We start from the raw sequence: 20,415 nt of genomic DNA, 5'->3' as shown, positions 1-20,415 counted from the left end.
GACGCCATAGTGCATGTCATCAAGACCCGCAATAGAGTGAGCATCGGGATCGATCGGGATCAGAATGCCTCGATCGCGCGCCTTGCGCACATAGCGCCAGTCGAGATCAAGGCGCTGCGGGCTGGCGTTGATCTCAATAAAGACGCCATGCCGCGCGGCGGCCTCGATCACCGCCTCTATATCCAGAGTATAGCCCGGGCGTTCAAGCAAGAGGCGCCCGGTCGGATGCCCGATGATGGTGACAGATGGGTTGGCAATGGCACGCAGCATCCGCTCGGTCTGCTCTTGCGGCGAGAGCGTAAAATGGCTGTGAATGGAGGCTATGACAAAGTCGAAGCGCGCCAGTACCTCATCGGGATAGTCGAGCGAGCCATCTTTGAGAATGTCGCACTCGGTCCCTTTTAAAATGACGAGGCGACCGGCGAACTCGGCGTTGAGGCGGTCGATCTCTTCCCACTGGCGCCGCAGGTTCTCAACGCTGAGGCCGTTGGCGTAGCCAACGCTCTGGCTGTGATCGGTAATGCCTAGATAGCTGAGGCCACGCGCAAGGCAAGCCTCGGCCAGCTCGCGAATGGTATTTTTGCCATCGCTCCAGGTAGAATGAACGTGCAGAACCCCGCGCAGGTCACGCTCTTCGACCAGAGTCGGCAGCTCGCCCCGCTCGGCAGCCTCGATTTCCCCCATGTCTTCGCGCAGCTCAGGCTCGATGTAGGCCAGGCCCAGGGCGGCATAAAACTCCACTTCGTCTTTGCAAGGCACCAGCTCCAGGTCAGGCTCTTTGCCTTTGAAGAGACCATACTCGTTGATGGTCATGTTCATGCTGAGGGCCCGCCGCCGCAGGGGAATATGGTGCTCCTTGGACCCGGTGAAGTGGTGAAGAGCATAGGGAAACTGGCTGTCGGTGACGAGACGCAGGTCCATCTGGATGCCGCTCGCCAGAATGATGCTGGAGCGCGTCTCGCCTTTGCTCACAATCTGCCGAACCCCCGGCTGGCCAGTGAAGAAGTTCATAACGCGCTGACGAGTGGCGCTGTCAGCCTTGTCAGCGACGCTGGCCACAATGTCGATGTCTTTGACGGTCTCTCGCCGCCGGCGCAGGCTGCCCGCGACCTGGACGCGCACGATTTCGGGCAGGGAGGCCAGGGCATCACGCACGCGCAGTCCTTCGGCCTCGGCCACAGGATAGAGGTAGCGGTGACCGTGCTCGGCCAGAAAGGCCAATCCTTGTAAAATCTTCTCCTGCGTCTTCTTGCCAAAGCCGGGCAGGGCGGCAACGCGGTCCTCCTTGCAGGCCCGTTCGAGGTCTTCCAGACTGGCAATGTGCAACTGGTCGACAATGGCATTGATGCGCCGCGGGCCAAGACCTTGAATGCGTAGCAGCTCTAGCTTGACGGGCGGCGTGGCCGCGCGCAGCTCCTCTAAGAAGGAGAGACTCCCCGTGGTCACCAGCTCCTCGATGCGCCGCGTGATAGTCGGCCCCAGGCCGGGAATGCCTTTGAGCCGCCCCTCCTTCACCAGTCGCTCGATGTCGTCGTCCAGCGCGCTGATCGTGCGCGCGGCATTCTCGTAGGCCCGCACCTCAAACGGGCTGGCGTCTTTCTTGAGTTGGAGTAAGGTGGCCACTTCTTCCAGAGCCTGAGCCACCTGGTTCTTATCCATCGGCGCTGCCTCCCCTCTACTGACGACCTTCGTCTTCCGTCAGGCGGAGATCGAACATTTCCGGCTCGCGTAGCTCGACTTCGAAGGGGTTGCGCCCCTTGAGATCGCGCCCCAGATAGCGCTTACAATCAAAGTGGACAACCAGCCAGCAGTGCCAGTCGGCGCTGACAAAAACGGCGTCCCACGGATGATCTGGCCCGTTGTCCAGTACCTGGTTGCAGACGAAACAGCGCGCGCGCCCGGCAGCAACAGCTCCCTCGAACCAGCGGAGAATAAACCAGTGAAAGTCATCCAGGGTCATGAGATCCAGACATGACTCCGGATAGCCAAAGGCAACCGGATCAGGGCATTCGCGAAAGTCTTCGCGCCCTCGCCCCAGGGCTACAATGGGCGCACGCACGGTGACTTTGATTTCGTCGTATTCAGGATCTTCTGCCCCCGTTGTGATATTTTGCAAAAGCAGCCCTTCCTGCGCAAACCAGGCGAGTAATTCCTGTCTCATGATGCCTGTAACTTTGCATCGTATCACGCCTCGGGCAGAGCGTCAACCTGCTCTTTGGCGCGGCGCCAGAGCGCGCGCAGCTCCTCACGACTGCACTCCTGCAGGGGCCGCCCTTCGCTGCGTGCGAGTTCTTCCATGCGGCGGAAGCGGCGGCGAAATTTGCGATTGGCCTGGCGTAGAGCGGCCTCGGCATCGATGTTGAGTTCGCTGGCGGCGCGCGCAACCATAAAGAGGAGATCCCCCATTTCTTCGCGACGCTCTTCATCGCTGCGGGCCTGAGCCAGCTCGCGCAGCTCTTCAGCCAATTTATCAAGCACGCCGTTCATATCAGCATAGGTGAAGCCCACTTTGGCGGCCCGCTTCTGGTATTCCTGGGCCACGGTGAGGGCCGGCGAGGCCAGCGGCACGCGATCGAGGACGCTTTCTTCCTGGACGGGCAGACCCGCCGCCTGACGCTCGGCTCGCTTGATGGCCTCCCAGTTCTGGACAACTTGCCCCGCGCCGCTCACTTTGACATCGCCAAAGACGTGGGGGTGGCGCCGGATGAGCTTGGCATTGATCTGCTCGAAGACGTCGCCGAGGGTAAACTGCCCTTCCTGACGGGCAATCTCGGCATGCAGATAGACCTGGAGAAGGAGGTCGCCCAGTTCTTCGGCGAGCTTACTCATGTCATTCTCCTCCAGGGCCTCCACTACTTCGTACGTTTCTTCCAGGACAAAAGGAACGAGCGTCTGATGGGTTTGCTGGCGATCCCAGGGGCAGCCGTCAGGATCGCGACGCAGGCGCTTGGTAATGAAGCGGAGCGTGTCAGGGTGGCGCAGGGCAGTCAGGGCCTCTACCGGCGGCACATAGAGCGTTGTCAGGTGATCCGCCAGTGACTGGCGATCCAGCTCGTAAAGGGCCAGGCGCTGCAGGCTGGCTGTTTCCTGAGCCTGATCGCTGAGGCGAACCAGGGTCACCTGCCACTCGTCGGGATAGCATTCGCCAAGGGCCAGTTTGACAGCGCTGGCCAGGCGACGGTTATAGAGGTGGGGGACCAGCAGGGGCGTGGTCGGTACAATTTTTCCCGCGACTTCGTCGCCGGGCAAAGCCGCCAGAGAAACGGCATCGATGATCTGGAGGCCACCCTCCAACGGATCTAGCTCCAGAGCCGTACAGACTGGCTCAATGAAGGAAAGACCAGCGACGAGACGCAGCCCCAGGCCGCGCTCCCCGGCCAGGCGGAGCAGCAGCTGCACGCTGGTGTCCCCAACCAGGGGATGACCCGGCACGGCGTAGATCACAGGCCCTCCCCCAGCGCTGGCCGCTGCACAGATGGTCTCGGCCATGCGCTGATAGAGGGTCTCCCAGTCCTGGGCAGCATCATAGAGGGCGTCAAATGATTGCAGCGCCAGGCCCGGAAAGGCCCGGCGCAAGGGTTCTATCACGGGATGAATCAGGGTGCGGAAGTAGATCGGCTGCCCGCGTTCTACCGCCTCAGCCAGCACCTCGTAGGCCTCGCGCGTCAGCAGCTCCCACGGTCCCGGTCCTAACCCCAGGATCGTAATCTGCGGCTCCGACATACTCTTTCTATCCTCTCTGCGACGCTTTCGCTGTTCTTGGAACAGTGTAGCGCCTGATAGGAGCGCTGTCAAAGGGGGAAAGGGGAGACCCAGCAGATGGCCGGCTAGCTCGTTCGCTTGGTGTCTAACAGCAGGGATTGTCGCCGAGGACCGGAAAATGTTATGCTTTTCTGTAGTACTATTCAGACTGGCTCTTCTGAGAATCGAGCGCTATCCAATAATGAGGAGGTTATAGACTCACAATGGCGTCCGATCAATCCCGGCAGCAGCAGGGACAGGCCGCGAAACCGCTCTGCCCGCGCTGCCACAAGGCAGACCTGGTCAAGACCTCGCTGGAGGCTTACCGCAGCGGCATTAGCCGGCTGGCGCCTCCCCCGATGCCTGGTCGGCAGACCCGTATGATCAATCTGGTGGGGCCTGCCGTGGTTCTGGTGGGGCTGGCAATCTTCTTTATCTTTGTGGTGCTCGGCGAGAGCGTCTCTGGTATGGGCGGCCCGGGCCTGGTTGCTCAGGTGATCATCACTCTGCTGATCATTGTGGCCGCGCTGGTCGTGTCCTTTATTGCTTTCCAGCGCGTGGTGAAAAGCGATGCAGAGGCAACGCTGCGCTATCCTGCCTGGGATCGCGCCCTGGAGAATTGGCGCCACCTGTACTATTGCTCGCGCGATGATCTGATCTTCGATGGTCAACAGGGGAAGGTGGTTTCGGAGGAGGCCCTCAAGGCGCTGCTGCGCGTCGAGGCTGAGCCTCAGCAGGTTGCCCAGCAGTCGCGCTCGGCGGCTGCCCCTTCCCACTCGTAAGCAAGTCAACGCGTGAGCAATGGCGAGGTCCAGCTACCACCGCACTCGCCACCAGCCCCGGCTGCGATGGCCGCTCTGGAGATGAGATAGCGAGTTGATCTGCGGCGCGGCTCTATCCGTCTGCGGGGCGCCCGGGGAGGATTCTGCGCTGTGCATCGGCTCTCGCCATCCCGCCGCCCGCCAGCCAGGGCCAGGGCCGCACGCCGATCAGCCTCTGACTCCACTCTGCTCTTCTTCATTATTTTTCGGCTCGCACGCGCTTTCTTTGTTCGTCTGCAGAGGCGTCGGGGTGCCCTTCACGCTGAGCGGGCTCGCTGGGCCTCGCCATCCTCTTGCTCTCTCTCAGAAGGGTCCGGTTTTCTTTCCTTTCTTGCTATTTTTTCTCTCCCTTCTATTTTTCTTTTTTCTCCGATCACTTTTGTATTGTCGCTCTCTTATTATTGAGCCTCCTGGTGGCTGCTCGCCCATAGTCCTCTTGCGGCCAGGAGAGATTGCCATTATCATAGGGCGAGAAGGTAGTGGACCAACCAATTAACCTGGCTGGCAGGAATCCGCCCGGTCTGGCTTCCCTGTGCCGCTCTGGTTTCCTGACTCGGGAGAACCAGGTGCCAGGAGAGAAGGGTGAGCACGTGGCGGTTTCTTGCGAGCGCAAGGAGAAGGGCAATGGGAAGTATCTGGCCCGTGGTTGTGGCCGATCTGATCAATTGGGGCTGGCTGCGCATCGGCCCGCCCTATATCTATATCAATATCGATCCGGTTATCGTGCATCTTGGCCCGCTGGCGCTCCACTGGTACGGTCTGATGTATGTTGTGGCCATCGTGGTGGCCCTCTGGGGCATCCAGGGCTATATTCGGCGCAAGGGTCTCAACGATGAGATCGTCTATCGTCTGCTTTGGTGGTGCATCATCGCCGGCTTAATCGGTGGCCGACTGTACTTTGTGATTCAGCAGCCGGATCTGGTCCAGGGCTATTTGCTCCAGCCCTGGCGCATTCTGGCAACCTGGGAGGGGGGGATGGCCTTCTACGGCGCGATCTTCCTGGTGGTGCCGGTGCTCTTTTGGCGCGCGCGTGTCGAGGGGATCAATCCCTTTGTGGCTCTCGATAGCGGCGTGCTCTTCGCCTCGATCGGCCAGATTTTCGGTCGCATCGGCAATCTGATTAATGGCGATATTATCGGCTACCCCAGTACGTTGCCCTGGTCGACGGTCTATGTGCACCCTTCCAGCTTCGCCTGCCTGCAGGGCTACTGCAATGTGCCAGTGCAGCCTGCAGCAGCCTATGAGATGCTCTGTAATATTGTGCTGCTGGCAGTGCTCTATGTCCTATCGCGTCGCCTGCGCCGTCCCGGTGTGCTGACCCTTGCTTACCTCTATGGCTACGCTATTACGCAGTTTATTGTTTTCTTCTGGCGAGCCAATCTTGTGGTCAGCTTCCTGGGTCTGGATTGGGGCCTGAAGCAGGCGCAGTGGACTTCGCTGGTGGTCTTGATCCTGCTGCTGCCCGCGACCTACCTGGTTCTGCGCTCGCGCTATGCGCGCCCGGTGCCTCCCGAGGAGGTTGCTGCTTTCTATGGGATGCCGCCACGTCCAGGAAATGAGGCCGCCGCGACGGCTGCGAGCGCGTTGGAAGAGGCTTCTGGGGAGCCAGAGCGTGCTGTCTCTGCCTCAGCTCTGTCCCCTACCCCTAACACCGATGCGCGTTTAGATGAGGGGCCAGCAGCCAATCGCCGTGAGCCTCCTGCAGAGGGCCAGCAAGAACCATCCTGAGTGCTTCCCTCTGCTCAGCAGAGGCAGGTTCTGTCTGTCGGTCTATTTGTCTACCCGCCTGTCTATCTGCCTGCCAGTTCTTGCCCGATAGTACTAAAGGCCAGAACTGGACTGCCAGGCCGGCACGAGGGCGGTCCAGAGCAGTTTTCTGGTAGCGATGGCAACCAGCAGCGAGCGCGAGGGGCGGTCAGGAGAGAGGAAGCGGGCACTCTTCCTGGCTGGGGTAAGGCCCGCACCAGGCCCGCCAGCCGCCCCAGGTCAGGCGATGTGCTATAATAAAGCAAATCTTTGCCCGCATTGTAGTGGGAACGAAGCGAAGTTCTTTGCTGGACGTGGGAGCCTCCTTGTTATGAGTGAACGAGCTGACGCCAGGCCACTGGTTGCGACGGTCGTCGTCGGATTCCTCCAGGAGAATTGCTATCTCTACGCCTGCCCGCACACCCGCGAGGCGGTCATTATCGATCCCGGCGATGAGCCGGAGCGCATTCTGCAGCGCATTAAAGATCTGGAGCTGGTTCCTCGCTATATCATCAACACACACGGTCATTTCGACCACATCTGCGCAATCGACGCCGTGAGCGAGGTCTACCCGGTGCCGCTGGCCATCCACTCCGCCGATCTCCCTTACTATACCGATGAGTACGCCGCCAAAAGCGCTGGACGCGAGCCGCCCCTTGTGCGCCGTAAACCTGATATCCTGCTTGAGGATGGGCAGCTGATCACCTTCGGAACCCTGTCACTGGAGGTGCGGCATACCCCCGGACATACACCCGGCGGCGTCTGTCTGGTGAGCCGTCCGTACTGCGTCTTCAGCGGCGACACGCTCTTTGAGCGCGGCATTGGGCGCACCGATCTACCCGGCGGCAACTATGAGCAGCTGGTGCGCTCGATTCGTGAGAAGCTCTATACTTTGGAGGATGACCTGGTTGTCTTTCCCGGGCACGGCGCGCCCACAACCATCGGCGAAGAAAAATATGAGAATCCCTTCGTGAGCCTGGCCTGAGCAGAGCCAATCAATCAGGCAGCCAGCAACAACTACGAAGAAGAGAGACGTAGAGGAGCAGGAAAGAGCGATGTCGAAGATTTGTGTGATCGGCACGGGCTATGTCGGGCTGGTAACCGGCACCTGTTTCGCCGATATGGGGAACGATGTCACCTGCGTGGATATCGCCGAGGAGAAAATCGCCCGGCTGAAACGCGGCGAGGTTCCGATTTATGAGCCGGGCCTGGCAGAGATGATTGCGCGTAATGTCCGCGCTGAACGCCTCCATTTTACCACCAGCTACCGCGAGGGCCTCGCCGACAGCGAGTTTATTTTCATTGCGGTCAATACTCCCACTGGCAGCACCCAGGGCAGTGCCGATATGCGCTACGTCGAAATGGCGGCGCGCATGATCGCCGAGGAGCTGGATCACTACGCTATTATCATTAATAAGAGCACCGTACCCGTCGGCAGCGGCGATGTGGTGACGCGCATCATCCGCACCCATCTGGCGCGCCCGGATGTCTCTTTCACGGTGGTCTCGAACCCGGAGTTTCTGCGCGAGGGGGCCGCCATCCAGGATTTCCTGAACCCCGATCGTATCGTGCTCGGCTCGTCCGATATGGAGGCCGCCCACCGGGTGGCTGCTCTCTATCTGCCACTGCGCGCCCCCATCATCATGACCGATATCTATACGGCGGAAATGATCAAGTACGCTTCGAACGCCTTCCTGGCGACGAAGATCTCATTCATTAATGAGATTGCCCAGATCTGCGAGCGCCTGGGGGCCGATGTGAAAGAGGTGGCGGTGGGTATGGGCTACGATAAGCGAATCGGACGCGCTTTCCTCGATGCCGGCCTCGGCTACGGCGGCTCCTGCTTCCCCAAGGATGTGCGCGCCCTGGCCCATATGGCCGACGAGGCCGGGCTGCATCCGCAGCTGCTGCATGCAGTGATGGAGATCAATCAGGACCAGCGGCGCCTGGTGGTGGATAAGCTGCTTTCGATCCTTGGCTCGCTGCGCAATGCAACCATTGGTGTGCTAGGTCTGGCGTTCAAGGCCAATACCGATGATATGCGCGAGGCTCCCTCTCTGGACATCATTCGCTGGATCACCGGCCAGGGCGCACAGGTCCGCGCCTATGACCCGGTCGCCCGCGAGACAGCCCGCCAGGCGATGGAGCGTGAAGGCATCCGTCTCGATCTGGTGACTTTCTGCTCCAGCGCGTATGAGGTGGCCGAGCAGGCCGATGCCATTATCATCGTTACCGATTGGAATGAGTTTAAGTCGCTTGATATGGTCCAGATCCGCAATTTGATGCGTCGTCCTGTGCTGATCGATGGGCGCAATATTTACGAACCACGCGAGATGGTGAGCCTGGGCTTCACCTATCGCGGCATCGGACGGGGCACAGGGCCAGCGGCAACGGTCTTGCCGGCCAGCGATAGCACGACGCCGCCACCGGCCCCAATCCGCGAAGGGACCTTGATCGGAGAGGGCGATGAGTATCGCTGACGATGAGGCCGGGAGCGGTTTCTCTTCCGCTTCTTTTGACTCGCCTGGGAGTGGGGAGGAGGCTCCGCCGCTGCTGTTCATGCCCCTGGTGAGTCGACCAGATAGGTCGCCGCCCGCCTGGCTCTTTGGTCCTGGGGGGCTGGGCGCTCTCCCGGCTCCCTTCCTGCCAACTCAAGGGGTCAATGTGGCTGTGGGCATCGATATCATTGAGGTGGCGCGCGTGGCCCAGGTCTACGCCAGGCACGGCGAACGCTTCCTACGGCGTGTCTTTACAGAGGCAGAGGTGTTGCAGTGCCGTGGTCGGCGCGCGCTCAGTGGCGCCTTGCCCCTGCCGGAGCCGAAACCTGCCCGCCTGGCTGGTCGCTTTGCCGCCAAGGAGGCCATTAGTAAGGCCCTGGGCACGGGTCTGCGCGGCGTGGCCTGGCACGAGATGGAAATTCTCCAGCTGCGCAGTGGCCGCCCTTCGGTGCGCCTCTACGGTCGCGCGCGCCGGCGAGCTGAGGAGCTGGGTCTGAGCGCTCTCGACGTCAGTATCGCCGATCTGCAGGGCCTGGCAATCGCTGTGGCCGTCGCCGTCCAAACGAGCGGTCAGGGCGGCGGTTCTCACCAGCACCGCTGAGGGCCTGGCCCAGCCCGCCAGTCCGCTCTCGTTCGGCCACAAGGTCGTTGGTCAGCCAGATAGATAGCCGGTTCAGGAGGGAGCGGAAGAGAGCTGGCTGGCAGGACTATCCGCTGCGCTGGTAGAGAAAGGTGCTGCCTGCCTGTCTGCCTGCCTGTCTATCCTGATGTTGTCTTGCTCCTTGCTTGCAGCCCCGGCGGGCTAGAAAGGCTTTTTCCTCATGGAGACTGCTAACCCTGATCGCCTCTGCCTCATCTGCGGCAGGCACCTCGGGCCTTACGAGCTTTTCTGCAGCGACTGTGGCACGTACGTAGCTGCTTCCCCTTTATTAGCAGCTTCTCCGGCCCCGCCCAAGCCGGAGGACGGCGAGGCCTCGCCAGCTCCGCCTCCTGCTGACCATGCTGGTCAGCAGCCCGACTGGCCCGTCAGTGCCTGGTCAGCAGCGTCGCCGCCCTCACCCCCCTCCTGGCCAACGCCTTCGAGCGGCCTCAGCGAAAGGGGAGGCTCGTACCCTCCTCCCCCACCAGCTGTCTGGACTGCTCCAGCTCCGCCGACGAGGAGGCCCGCCCCGCCCGGGTCCGGGCAGCGGCTCCCTATGCTCGTGCTGGTGACCGGTAGCCTGCTCGCGCTGGCGCTCGTCGGTAGCGCGCTGATTCTCTTCCTCAGCCTATCCCACCAGCCTGCCACCAACCATAGCCAGGTGGCTGCCAGCCCCAGCCCCAGCCCTTCGCCCGACGTGCTGGTTCAGGCCCGGCCCGCCGCGGCACCGCTCTTCAGCGATAATTTTGCCGACAATAGCAAGGGCTGGGATACCACCGGCGGCCCCGGCTTCAGCAAGACGATCGCTAACCATGCGCTGACAATGACCGATCGCAATCACCGTATTCTGGTGGCTCCCCTACCCATACGACAAACGTTCAGCGATTTCCAGATTACGGTAGATATGACCCTGGAAAGCGGCGATGGCAACGACAGTATGGGCATTTACATGCGAGGCGACGATCAGCTGGCTAACGATTACCGCGTCGATATCTTCGGCGACGCCACGTATGCAATTTCCAAGGAGGTAACGGGCCTTGACGGCAATACCCAGGTGCGCATTCTGTCGGGGATCGCTTCGCATAGGGCCATTAAGCCATTGGGGCAACAGAACGAGGTGACGGTCATCATCAAGGGCAATCAGATTGTCCTGGGGGTGAACGGCCACTTGATCGCAAGCGTGACCGATAGCTCCTATTCCAACGGGATGATCGCGCTCTTTGTGAGCAACGGCACCTCGTCACCCGCAGCCACGGCAGCCATCACCAGCGTGGCGGTCTATCCTGCCCCCTCCCAGTTGCCTTAAGTCCGAGACATCCCTTGAGAAAAGGCGAAGAAGATGAGAAAGATAGACGAGCAGGAAATTCAGGAGGCTTATGAGAGCATTGCTGCAACGTGTCAGCTACGCCCGGGTCCGGGTAGCAAATGAAGTGGTAGCGGAAATTGGGCCTGGCCTGCTGGTCTTGCTGGGAGTGGCCCAGGGCGATGGCGAGGCCGAAGCTAAGATCCTGGCCGAGAAAATTGTTCACTTGCGAATCTTCGAGGATGAGGCCGGCAAGATGAACCGCTCGTTGCTGGACCACGGCGGGGAGATGCTGGTTGTCTCCCAGTTTACACTCTACGCGGACGCCCGCAAAGGACGGCGCCCGAGCTTTACAGAGGCGGCCCCACCGGCCCAGGCCGAGCCGCTGATCCGCTCCTTTGAGGACCTGGTTCGCAGCTATGGCCTGCGCGTTGGCAGCGGGATCTTTGGCGCCCACATGCTGGTCGAGCTGGTTAACGATGGCCCCGTTACGATCTGGCTGGACAGCGCCGATCTGCCACGCCGCTAGCCCGGCAGCAGCTGAGGCCAGACCAGGCCAGATGGCATCTGCGTGCTCAGCTGCTTGGTAAGGCGTTGATAATAACGGTCTGATTGTCAGAAACGTTCACTGCCGCTGAGCCGCTGTACTGTTTACCCTGGCTATCGCTGCCGCTGGCCGCCAGGGTATAGCTGCCCAGCGGCACGTTGTCAAAGCGGTAGTTGCCCATGCTATCGCAGGTCGTGCTGGCGAGCTGTGTTGTGCCAGCATAGAGCGTGACACTGGCCCCCGCCAGCGGCACGGCGCTGCTACAGCTGCTATCGGCGCAAGCCTGGACGTTGCCAGTGATGGTGTAGCCGGTAACGGTAAGTCGCACGGGCACGACCTGCACGTTATTCTGAATACCGCCGCTGCTGCTGGCTGTGATAGTAATCTGGCCATTGTAGACCCCAGGAGTCAGACCTGCCGGATTGATCGCGACCTGCAGGCTGCCACCGCTGCCGTTATCGCTGCCGCTGTTGACGGTCAGCCAGGTGTTACCCGAGCCTGGCGAGGCGGAGACTGCGATGGGATAGCGACAGGTGCCGCTACTGCTGAAGGTAATGGCTTGAGCGGGTGGCGGTCCCTGACCCTGCACGGCACTGAAGAAGAGACTGGAGGTGCCCACCTGGAAGACGCAGGGGGGCAGCACGGTCAGCGTGACATTGAAGCGCTGCGGGCTGCCCGCAATAGGGGTCCCAGTGCTGTCAAGCACCTTGACGATGACCTGGGTGCTATAGCTGCCGACAGCCAGACCCACGCTGCTGACAGCCAGACTGATACTGGCCGTCTGGCCGTTGACCAGGCTGGTGCTGGAGTCGCTCAGGCTGAGCCAGGAAGCGGACGTAGTCAGACTGGTGTTCCAGCTCAGGGGCCAACTGCAGGTTCCCGAGACCTCCAGAGTCACCGTCTGGGGGCCCGGATTGCCTCCACCAGCGATGGTGCTGAAAGCCACGGAGTGCATCGACGGCTGGCCCAGGGTACAAGGTGGCAGGACCTGGAGGGTAATCTGCAGCGTCTGCGGCGTACCAGCAGCCCCTGCGCCATCGCTCCCCCGCCCCAAGAGGAGAATCTGGCCGCTGTAGGTGCCTGCCGTCAGGCCGCTGGTTTTGACCTCCACCAGGATCTGGCTACTGCCGCCGGGGGCAAGGCTGCCGCTTGTCGGGCTCATCGTGAGCCAGTCACCAGTGAGAGCTGTGGCCTGCACCTGCCAGTAGAGGGTACTGCCTCCGGTATTGGTGATCACGACCGTCTGCGGTGGCGTGCTCTGCCCCTGGATGGCGCTGAAGTTGAGGCTGAGCGGCGTGATGCCCATCACCGGCTGCTGAGGCGAAGGCGCCGGCTGCACGACCAGGAGCACGGGCAGGGTCTGCGATCCGTGCCCGGCAGTAAAGGTGATCAGGCTGGTGTAGCGACCGGGGCGCAGACCTAGAGCGTTGACCCCAATGGCGATGACGCTGCTGCCCGATCCATGTAGCTCGCCGCTGCTCGGCGTCACGCTGACCCATGAGGCATCGCTACTGGCCTGCCAGCTCAGATCGTCCAGACAGCCGGCGCGCTCGCTGAGGGTGATGGCCTGGTTTGGCGGATTACTGCGTCCAGCCACTGTCATAAAGCTCAGGCTGGAGGCGTTGACCATGATCCCACAACGCGGGAGCACAGTCAGTGAGACAACCACGCTCTGCGGGGTGTCGAGGATGCTCTGCGACGATGCAAAGTTCAGCAGCGCGGTATAGACGCCCGGCAACAGGCTGCGACTCTGGACAGCCACCGTCACGCTCTGGGTCGCTCCGGGGACGACCGTGCCGCTGCGCTGGTTGATCGAGAGCCAGTCGGCCAGGGGTCCCAGAGCATGAGCATAGGGCGTCTGGTCCGGTGCCGTCAGCGAGGTACTGCTACTAAGCTGCCAGGCCAGGGGCTTGTTGCCAGGGTTACTGATCGTCAGGGTCTGGGGCGCTGGCGTTGCCCCTCCATCGGTGGCGATAAAGGAGAGGGCCGCCGGCGTTACCTGCAAAACAGGCCCGGGATTCGCCGGCAGCGCGCGCACAACCATCTTGACCTGGACGCTTTGCTGGCCCCCTACATCGGAGGTAAAGGTCAAAAGGCCACGATACTCGCCCGGTTTCAGATGGGCTCGCTGGACGGCCACCCAGATCGTCTGGCTACCGCTAAAGAGGCCCTGCGAGGGCGTGAGAAGCAACCAGGGCTGATTGCTACTGCCCTGCCAATTGATGATGCCGCCGCCCGCATTCCGCAGCGTCAAGGGCATGATAGTATTGGCCCCCTGGTAATCCTCACCCATGAGCAGGGGGCCGGCGCTATCGATGACCAGCTGAGGGGGGCGTGTCAGACCCTGGCCCGCCACCTGGAGCGTGGCGCTGGCTGTATAGCGCGTCGTCACGTCTTCAGCTTCGACCAAATGCAGGCCCGGGCCCCAGCTGGGGTCAATCTGGACGGTGAGCACCAGGTTGCCGGCAGCGCTGACCTGCACGAGCGAGGAGCCATTGCGACCTACTGGCACCGGCTCCTGTAGATCATGGCTGAGCAGCACCTGGGTCGAAGGAGAGAAGCTCTCCAGGGCTAGCTTGACACGCTGACCAACCTCGACTACGTTCGGCGTCAGTGTCAGGCGCGGAGGGCCAGCAGCCGTGGTGGCTGACGGCTGATGATGTGTGAGCACCAGAAGCACCAGGAGGCTGTCGCCCAGTAACGCTACCAGGGCCACCATCAACAAGGCGAGAAAGAGCAGCCGCAGACGCCTGGGATAGAGCGCCAGCCAGGAGAGCAGTTGACCTTGTGGCCGGCTCCCAGGCCGGACAGGCAAAGGGCTGGTCGCAAAGGCCGACGCTTGCGCTCGTCTGATATCTTCGGCCTCGAGGGCAGCAGCCTCGGCGCTGGTGGGAAGGCGGCGAGAGAGGAGAGGATCAGTGCGCTGCAGCCAGATAGCATCTCCCTCATCCTCATCGGCATCCTGAATCCAGGGCCAGAGATCGGGCAGACGCTGCTGCAGATCATCCAAGGCATCAGGCTCATTGCGGGCCGCCGAACCCCCTCCAGCAGCAGACGAGATCTGACCGTGGCCCGACGGAGGCGCTACCAGCGGGGTATTCTGACGCTGGATATCCAGGGAAGAGAGATCAGGCTCAACCAGTGGGGTCAGACGCGAAGGACGAGGCAGTCTCAGCGCACCAGGGTCACTCTCGCTGATAAACTCTGCCGCCTCGCTCATCTCCAGAGCCGGATCGCTCCCAACCTCCCCATTGCTGGCTGGCTGCCTTAGCTGGGAGAGCAAGAAATCGGGCGGAACCTCCGGCGGTGGGGTCACAGGCCCTTGCTGAGTGGGTACTTGCGCCTCGGGATCAGTTCGGCGTTCCCGATGCGGAGGCTCTGTATCCGCCTCTTCTCCATTGGCAGCCGCATCCCGCCTGGCGGCAGAAGTCACCGACGTAGCGCTCCGCTCACGCCCTTCGCCCCGGTCCGAGGGCTGCCCCGCCTGTAGCAGGCGCGCCCGGCATTCTTCACACAAGCTCGTATCTGCTGCGCATGGCTTGCCGCAACGCAAACACTGACTCATAGACGTACTCTGTTTTCCCCAGCCTTGCCGGTACTCAACGCACGGATGCGCCGCCCGCCAGAGTCACTGCCTTCCTTCCCACACCCCTTAGCGTACGATCAGCTCTCCGCCACGTCAGCCGCTGAGCCTCAGCCCTCGCCTCGCTCCCCCCTCCTCCCCCCTCTCCTCATCCAGGAAAACGCCTGGTGAGCCTCAGCCCCCAGCTCGGTCGCTACCCTTTCCTCCACTCGCTTGCCCCACGTTCCAGACTATCGCCCCGCTCGACCTCACCCATTCCGCTGGCATCTGGTCCGCTCGCTCATCACTGCGCTGACCAGGCACGACGATCCAAGCGGCGGTCAGCGTTTCAGAGCGAGCGGAGGCAGCAGTTCTTTACCTGATGATGCCGGCAAGCCCCTTTCAGTGAGTCAGGTGCAGCCGGAAAAATGATCAGCCACGTTTCTCTACTATATCACCTTTATAGAAGGATTGCCAGAGGGAAGCGATCGGTACCAGAAAGCACAAGGCGGGCAAGAGCCAGCGCATCATCCTTCAGAGCGATGGCTGCTCACCCGCCTCCTCGCTGGTGAAGCAGAAAGCGTGCGCTTTTTTTAACCCCGGTCGGCAGGGCAACCTTCTACCCTGTAGCGGCTGGCTGCCGTGCCTTCCTCATCCTCGCTAGCTCCGCAGGGCAGCCCCAAACTCTTCGTGCAGGGCGGCCACAATGCGCTCTTGGAGGGCATTGGCCTCGGCATCGGTGAGGGTACGATCCTGAGCCTGATAGAGCAAGGTATAGGTGAGACTCTTCTTGCCCGGAGGGATCGGCGCCCCCGTATAGACATCAATGAGCGCCACCGTACGCAGCAGCTCGCCGCCGTGGCGTTCGATGGCTTCCTGCACTGCGCGGGCCGGTACCTGCTGATCAACTACCACCGCCAGGTCGCGTGTCAGCTCCTGGTGACGCGAAATGGAGGCATAGTTGAGGCGTTCAGGGACCGCGGCATAGAGGGTCTCCAGGTCCAGCTCGCCCAGATAGGTGCGGTGAGGGAGATCGTAGCGCTGCTGCACCAGCGGATGCACCTCGCCCAGGAAACCAACCGGGGTGAAACGCTCGCCGCCATCCGTGCCTGGTCGCTCCACCTCCAGCAGGGCGCAGCGTCCGGGGTGAAAGGTCGGATGCTGGGCAGCAGAGAAACGATAGCGCTTGATGTGCAGACGCTCCAGCAGCGTTTCAACCAGGCCCTTCAGATCGTAGAAGTCTGCCGGGCGCGCCAGCTCCGGTACCCAGGAAATGGCCGCTGGCCCAGAGAGAGCAATGCCCACACAGTGCCGCTCTTCGGGCAACTCGCCCGCTCCCCGGGGCAGATAACGCCGCCCAATCTCGAAGAGGCGCAAGCCCGCCCGATTGCGCTTGCTGTTCTCCTGCAGAGTCTCCATCAGCCCGCTCAGCAGTGTCAGACGCATGCATTCCAGCTCATTGCTGAGCGGGTTGGTAATGGTCACCGCTGGCAGCGCACGGGCCTCGAAAGGCTCTTTGCTGTCTGCCGGGGCACCGTTGCCAGAGCTGGCACTCGCTTCCGGGCCGGCAATAATCCAGCCAGTCCGACCGTCATCCGCCGGCTTCTGCAGCAAGACCTGGGCTGTGCGGGCGTTGACCTCGGCGAGCAGGTTGAGCATGCGCTGGCGGCTGGTCATCGCATAGGTCAGGATCTCATGGAGTCCAAGGCCGATGAGGATCTCACGGACCTCGTATTCGCGCTCAAACCAGTGGTCGCCTTGTGGCTCCGGCAGCGGCCCCTCGGGCACGATGGCCGGCAACTGATCGTAGCCGATCATGCGCAGGACCTCCTCGACCAGATCGGCCCCTTCCCCGATGTCACCGCGGAAGGTCGGCACGGTGACGCGCAGGAGCTGCTCACCACCAGCAGCGTCAGCAGCGGCAGAGACCTCTTCGACTTTGAACTCGAGAGCGCTGAGGGCGTCATGGACCTGGCGCGAGGTGACCTTGAGGCCCGTCAGCCAGTCGACCTCGGAAGGCGAGAAGAGAATAGTGCGCGGCTCCACAGGCCGGGGATAGACATCAACGATGCCCGGATGCACCTGGCCCCCCGCCAGCTCGACCATGAGCTGAACCGCGCGGTTGGCCCCGAAGATGGTCAGCTCTGGATCAAGACCCTTCTCAAAGCGGCTGGAGGACTCCGTGCGCAGGCCCAGCGCCACTGCCGTCCGTCGGATGCTGGCCGGCTTGAAGTTCGCCGATTCCAGAAGAATGCGGGTGGTCCCTTCGTTCACTTCGCTGATGGCCGAACCCATGACGCCAGCAATGGCCGTCGGCCCCTGGGGATCGGTGATGAGCAGCATATCGCCTCTCAGGCGCCGCTGGACGCCGTCGAGCGTGGTGATCTCTTCGCCATCACGGGCCCGGCGGACAATAATATGCCGCTCGCGCACCAGGTCGTAGTCGAAGGCATGCAGCGGCTGGCCTACCTCCAGCATGACATAGTTGGTGATGTCAACAATGAGATTGATCGGACGCATGCCCGCCATCAGCAGCCGCCGCGCCATCCAGCCGGGTGAGGGACCAATGTTGACGCCACTGATGACCCGCGCACTATAGCGTGGGCACAGCTCCGTATCCTCGACCGTCACTTCGACCAGCTCCGCCGCAGGCTGCCCCTGCTCGCTGAAGCGCGGCTCCGGCAGGTGCAGAGGCTTGCGGGTCAGGGCCGCTACTTCACGCGCAATGCCGATGATCGAAGAGAGGTCGCCCCGATGGGCTTTGATGGCAAATTCCAGCACTACATCGGAGAGCAGGTCAGCAAGCCTGACCCCCAGGGGCGTCTCCGGGTCGAGAATGAAGATCCCCGAGTGGTCGCTGCCCAGACCCAGCTCGCGCGGCGAGCACAGCATGCCCTCTGAGACATAGCCCATCTTGCGCGCTACCCCAATGGTAAGGTCGCCGAGGCGCGCCCCCGGCAGGGCCAGCGGCACCTTGTCCCCTTCTTTGATGTTGGGAGCGCCGCAGATGACACCGATCTCTCCGCTCCCGGTGTCGATGCGCGTGTAGCTCAGGTGATCAGAGCCAGGCACCTTCTCCAGATGCGTAATTTGTGCAGTGATAACGCGGTCCCCCCAGTCAGCCCCAATGTAGTCCAGCGTCTCTACCTCAAGCCCCGCCATTGTCAAGGTGTGGGCCAGCTCTTCCGGCGACTGGGTAATCTCAACGTACTCTTTTAACCAGCTCAGTGGCACTCTCATCGCTGGTAACTCCTCACTGATTTCCTTCCTTCCTGCCTGTCTGTATGCCTACCTGTCTGCCTGCCTACTGACCTCTCGCTCCTCTTGCCTATAGAATTGGCTGCTACTCTAATCGCTATATTCCACTTTTTTGTGTGATTATGTGATCTTTCGCGCCAGTTCTTTTCGCTAGAACTGACGCAGGAAGCGCAAGTCATTCCCCGAGAAGAGGCGGATTTCGCCGATGGCGTACTTGAGCATGGCGATGCGCTCAACACCCATACCGAAGGCATAGCCGCGATATTTGCGTGGATCATAGCCAACTTCGCGCAAGACGCGCGGATGCACCATACCGGAGCCGAGGATCTCTAGCCAGCCAGTGTATTTACAGAGGCGGCACCCGCTGCCCTTGCACAGAATGCAGTCGATATCAACCTCCGCGCTGGGTTCCGTGAATGGGAAGTAGCTGCCGCGGAAGCGGACGCGGCGATCTTCACCGAACATTTCACGAGCGAAGCGGGCCAGGCTCCCTTTGAGGTTGGCCATCGTACACTGCTCATCGACGAGCAGGCCCTCGATCTGGTGAAACATCGCTTCGTGGGAGGCGTCAATGGCTTCGTGGCGGAAGACCTTGCCGGGCACGATGACCCGCACAGGCGGGCGTGTCGCCTGCATGACACGGATCTGCATCGGCGAGGTCTGAGTACGCAGCAGGATCTCGCCGGGCACAATCCAAAAGGTATCTTGCATATCGCGGGCCGGATGGTCCGCCGGGATATTGAGAGCCTGGAAGTTATAATAGTCCGTTTCGATCTCGGGTCCCTGCACGACCTGGAAGCCCATGCGAGTGAAGATGCGTGCCACCTCCAGAATCGTGCGCGAAATGGGATGCATGTGGCCCGCCGGCACCGCCCGGCCTGGCAGGGTTACATCGAGGCGCTCGCGCTCCAGGGCCTCACGCAGCTCCCGGTCGCGCAGCTCCTGACGGCGGGCCTCCAGCGCGCTTTCGAGCTTCTCCTTGACCGCATTAATCTTCTGGCCAATGATCGGGCGCTCCGCCTTGCCCAGCTTCGGAATGAGGGTCGAGAAATTTTTCAGCTCGCCGCGATGACGTCCCAGATAGCGAACATCCCAGTCTTCCAGCTCTGCCGAGCTGTTAATCGCCTCAAGCTCGCGGAGCGCTCGCTCCTGTAAAGCATCGAGCTGAGCCAACAATGCATCAAGCTGTTCAATCATAGCCATCCATCCTTCTCTCAGCAGCACAGTGCAGCCTGCACAAGGTCCGCAAGAGGAACCCCAGCGCCCTCTCTTGCGAGAGGCCAGGAGACGGGCCGTCCCCAGCATCCCAGACAGGCAGGCAGACAGACTTGCTTGTTTGCTTGCTGGCAAGGCCGGAGAGCGACGCCAGTGCAGGCCAGCGGGCAAGCGAACGAACAATTAATCAGACAAGCAAGCAAGTAGACAGGCTGTCCTGAGTCGTTGCTGGCCAGGGTCCAGCCAGCTGGCCGAATCAAAAAAACCGGCACACTCGTCAACTGGGACGAAGCTTGCCGGTCTTGCCAGTCGTGCTGGTCTACCACAACAGGATCATGTCCTCATCTCCCGCTGTGCTGCAGTGTTTTTCTGCTGGCGCTCTGTTCTCACAGAGCGGCATGGCAGCCACAGCTGAGAGGAACAAGCCCGTCGTGCTGCATGACTCCGCGGTACCACCCGTTTTGGATTGCCTCATCTCGCTCGCTCGCTCGCTCGCTTGCCCGTCCGTTCGTCTGTCCACCCACCGACGTCCGGCGGCAGGCGCGAGTGTGGCCTTTGCCCGCCAGGCAGGAGCGGAGCGTCCAGCAATCCCACTCGGTTCGTCCGTTAACGGGGACGAGCCGGGACTGCCTACCGGGGCCGGACTTCAGCCGCGCTCTTCTGTTGTAAGAGCGTCAGCCCCCTTCAGCAGCCAGCTCCAGGGTGAACTTCCGCGCAGCGGATCGGCGAAAAGGCTCGCAGCCACTGGCCCTTTCTCTCTGCCTCATCTCCACCGCTTGTTTGCCCCGGTGGAGCGCTGACCCTACCTCCCGGTGTGCGCGTACTCTCCCTTTCAACGCCTTTCTCTCTGATCTCTTCGCCCTTGTGCAGGCTGGCACATTCTTTCTGAACTGAAGGCAAGGTCCACCTGGCCTGGTTTCCTCGCCAAGCGCGCTCGCATCGCATCTGGCGACCAGAGTGAGTCTTCCCTTGCAGTTCTTCTGCCTGTAAGCGCTCAAGCTATAGTATGCCAGATCTGGCATCGAAAGTCTAGCAGGTAGCCTGGCCTCATTCCCGGCTCGCCCGATACTGGCAGTCTCCCCAG

13 protein-coding genes are annotated in these 20,415 nt (G+C 61.7%); 7 read left to right on the top strand and 6 right to left on the bottom strand.

The features are described 5' to 3' along the window. The 3 genes from polX to mazG all read right to left on the bottom strand — a co-directional run. The coding region (gene polX / locus BGC09_RS13360) for a DNA polymerase/3'-5' exonuclease PolX (protein ID WP_069804483.1) at nt 1-1,659 on the bottom strand (1,659 nt) is incomplete at its 3' end. Between the two features lie 16 nt (nt 1,660-1,675). Continuing rightward, nucleotides 1,676-2,161 (bottom strand): hypothetical protein, encoded by a 486-nt coding sequence (locus tag BGC09_RS13355; protein ID WP_069804482.1) that lies wholly within the window; start codon nt 2,159-2,161, stop codon nt 1,676-1,678. 23 nt (nt 2,162-2,184) lie between these two features. Beyond that, nucleotides 2,185-3,723 carry a nucleoside triphosphate pyrophosphohydrolase gene (mazG, locus tag BGC09_RS13350; protein WP_069804481.1) on the bottom strand — a complete coding sequence of 513 codons (1,539 nt, stop codon included), beginning with the start codon at nt 3,721-3,723 and terminating at the stop codon, nt 2,185-2,187. Nucleotides 3,724-3,965: 242 nt separating this feature from the next. Between mazG and BGC09_RS13345 the strand changes: the two genes are divergently transcribed. The 7 genes from BGC09_RS13345 to dtd all read left to right on the top strand — a co-directional run bounded on the left by BGC09_RS13345 (nt 3,966) and on the right by dtd (nt 11,278). Continuing rightward, nucleotides 3,966-4,523, top strand: a complete 558-nt coding sequence (locus BGC09_RS13345; RefSeq protein WP_069804480.1) for a hypothetical protein — start codon at nt 3,966-3,968, stop codon at nt 4,521-4,523. A 663-nt stretch (nt 4,524-5,186) separates the two neighbouring features. Further along, entirely contained in the window at nt 5,187-6,290 is a 1,104-nt protein-coding gene (gene lgt / locus BGC09_RS13340; RefSeq protein WP_069804479.1) for a prolipoprotein diacylglyceryl transferase, read from the top strand. Between the two features lie 349 nt (nt 6,291-6,639). Further along, entirely contained in the window at nt 6,640-7,293 is a 654-nt protein-coding gene (locus BGC09_RS13335) for an MBL fold metallo-hydrolase (RefSeq protein ID WP_069804478.1), read from the top strand. Nucleotides 7,294-7,363: 70 nt separating this feature from the next. Beyond that, entirely contained in the window at nt 7,364-8,788 is a 1,425-nt protein-coding gene (locus BGC09_RS13330) for a UDP-glucose dehydrogenase family protein (protein ID WP_084658756.1), read from the top strand. Next, the gene (acpS, locus tag BGC09_RS13325; protein ID WP_218104046.1) at nt 8,775-9,407 is read left to right on the top strand and encodes a holo-ACP synthase; all 633 of its coding nucleotides are present in this window, start codon (nt 8,775-8,777) and stop codon (nt 9,405-9,407) included. The genes BGC09_RS13330 and acpS overlap by 14 nt, the downstream gene beginning before the upstream one ends. A 595-nt stretch (nt 9,408-10,002) precedes the next feature. Beyond that, complete coding sequence (locus BGC09_RS13320) at nt 10,003-10,752, top strand: 3-keto-alpha-glucoside-1,2-lyase-like domain-containing protein (RefSeq protein WP_069804477.1); 750 nt, start codon at nt 10,003-10,005, stop codon at nt 10,750-10,752. A gap of 70 nt (nt 10,753-10,822) precedes the next feature. Next, complete coding sequence (gene dtd, locus BGC09_RS13315; protein ID WP_069804476.1) at nt 10,823-11,278, top strand: D-aminoacyl-tRNA deacylase; 456 nt, start codon at nt 10,823-10,825, stop codon at nt 11,276-11,278. A gap of 46 nt (nt 11,279-11,324) precedes the next feature. Here dtd and BGC09_RS13310 read toward each other — a convergent pair whose 3' ends face one another. The 3 genes from BGC09_RS13310 to pheS all read right to left on the bottom strand — a co-directional run bounded on the left by BGC09_RS13310 (nt 11,325) and on the right by pheS (nt 19,313). After that, nucleotides 11,325-14,813, bottom strand: a complete 3,489-nt coding sequence (locus BGC09_RS13310) for a BACON domain-containing protein (protein WP_176728923.1) — start codon at nt 14,811-14,813, stop codon at nt 11,325-11,327. 705 nt (nt 14,814-15,518) lie between these two features. Beyond that, a complete protein-coding gene (gene pheT / locus BGC09_RS13305; RefSeq protein WP_069804474.1) occupies nt 15,519-18,098 on the bottom strand; it encodes a phenylalanine--tRNA ligase subunit beta in 2,580 nt (859 codons plus the stop codon). Nucleotides 18,099-18,266: 168 nt separating this feature from the next. After that, entirely contained in the window at nt 18,267-19,313 is a 1,047-nt protein-coding gene (pheS, locus tag BGC09_RS13300) for a phenylalanine--tRNA ligase subunit alpha (protein ID WP_069804473.1), read from the bottom strand. Between the last annotated feature and the right edge of the window lie 1,102 nt (nt 19,314-20,415).

The organism is Thermogemmatispora onikobensis (assembly GCF_001748285.1).
Classification (GTDB): Bacteria; Chloroflexota; Ktedonobacteria; order Ktedonobacterales; family Ktedonobacteraceae; genus Thermogemmatispora; species Thermogemmatispora onikobensis.
Note: the sequence above shows the minus strand (reverse complement) of the source record. Positions and strands in the feature narration are given on the sequence as shown.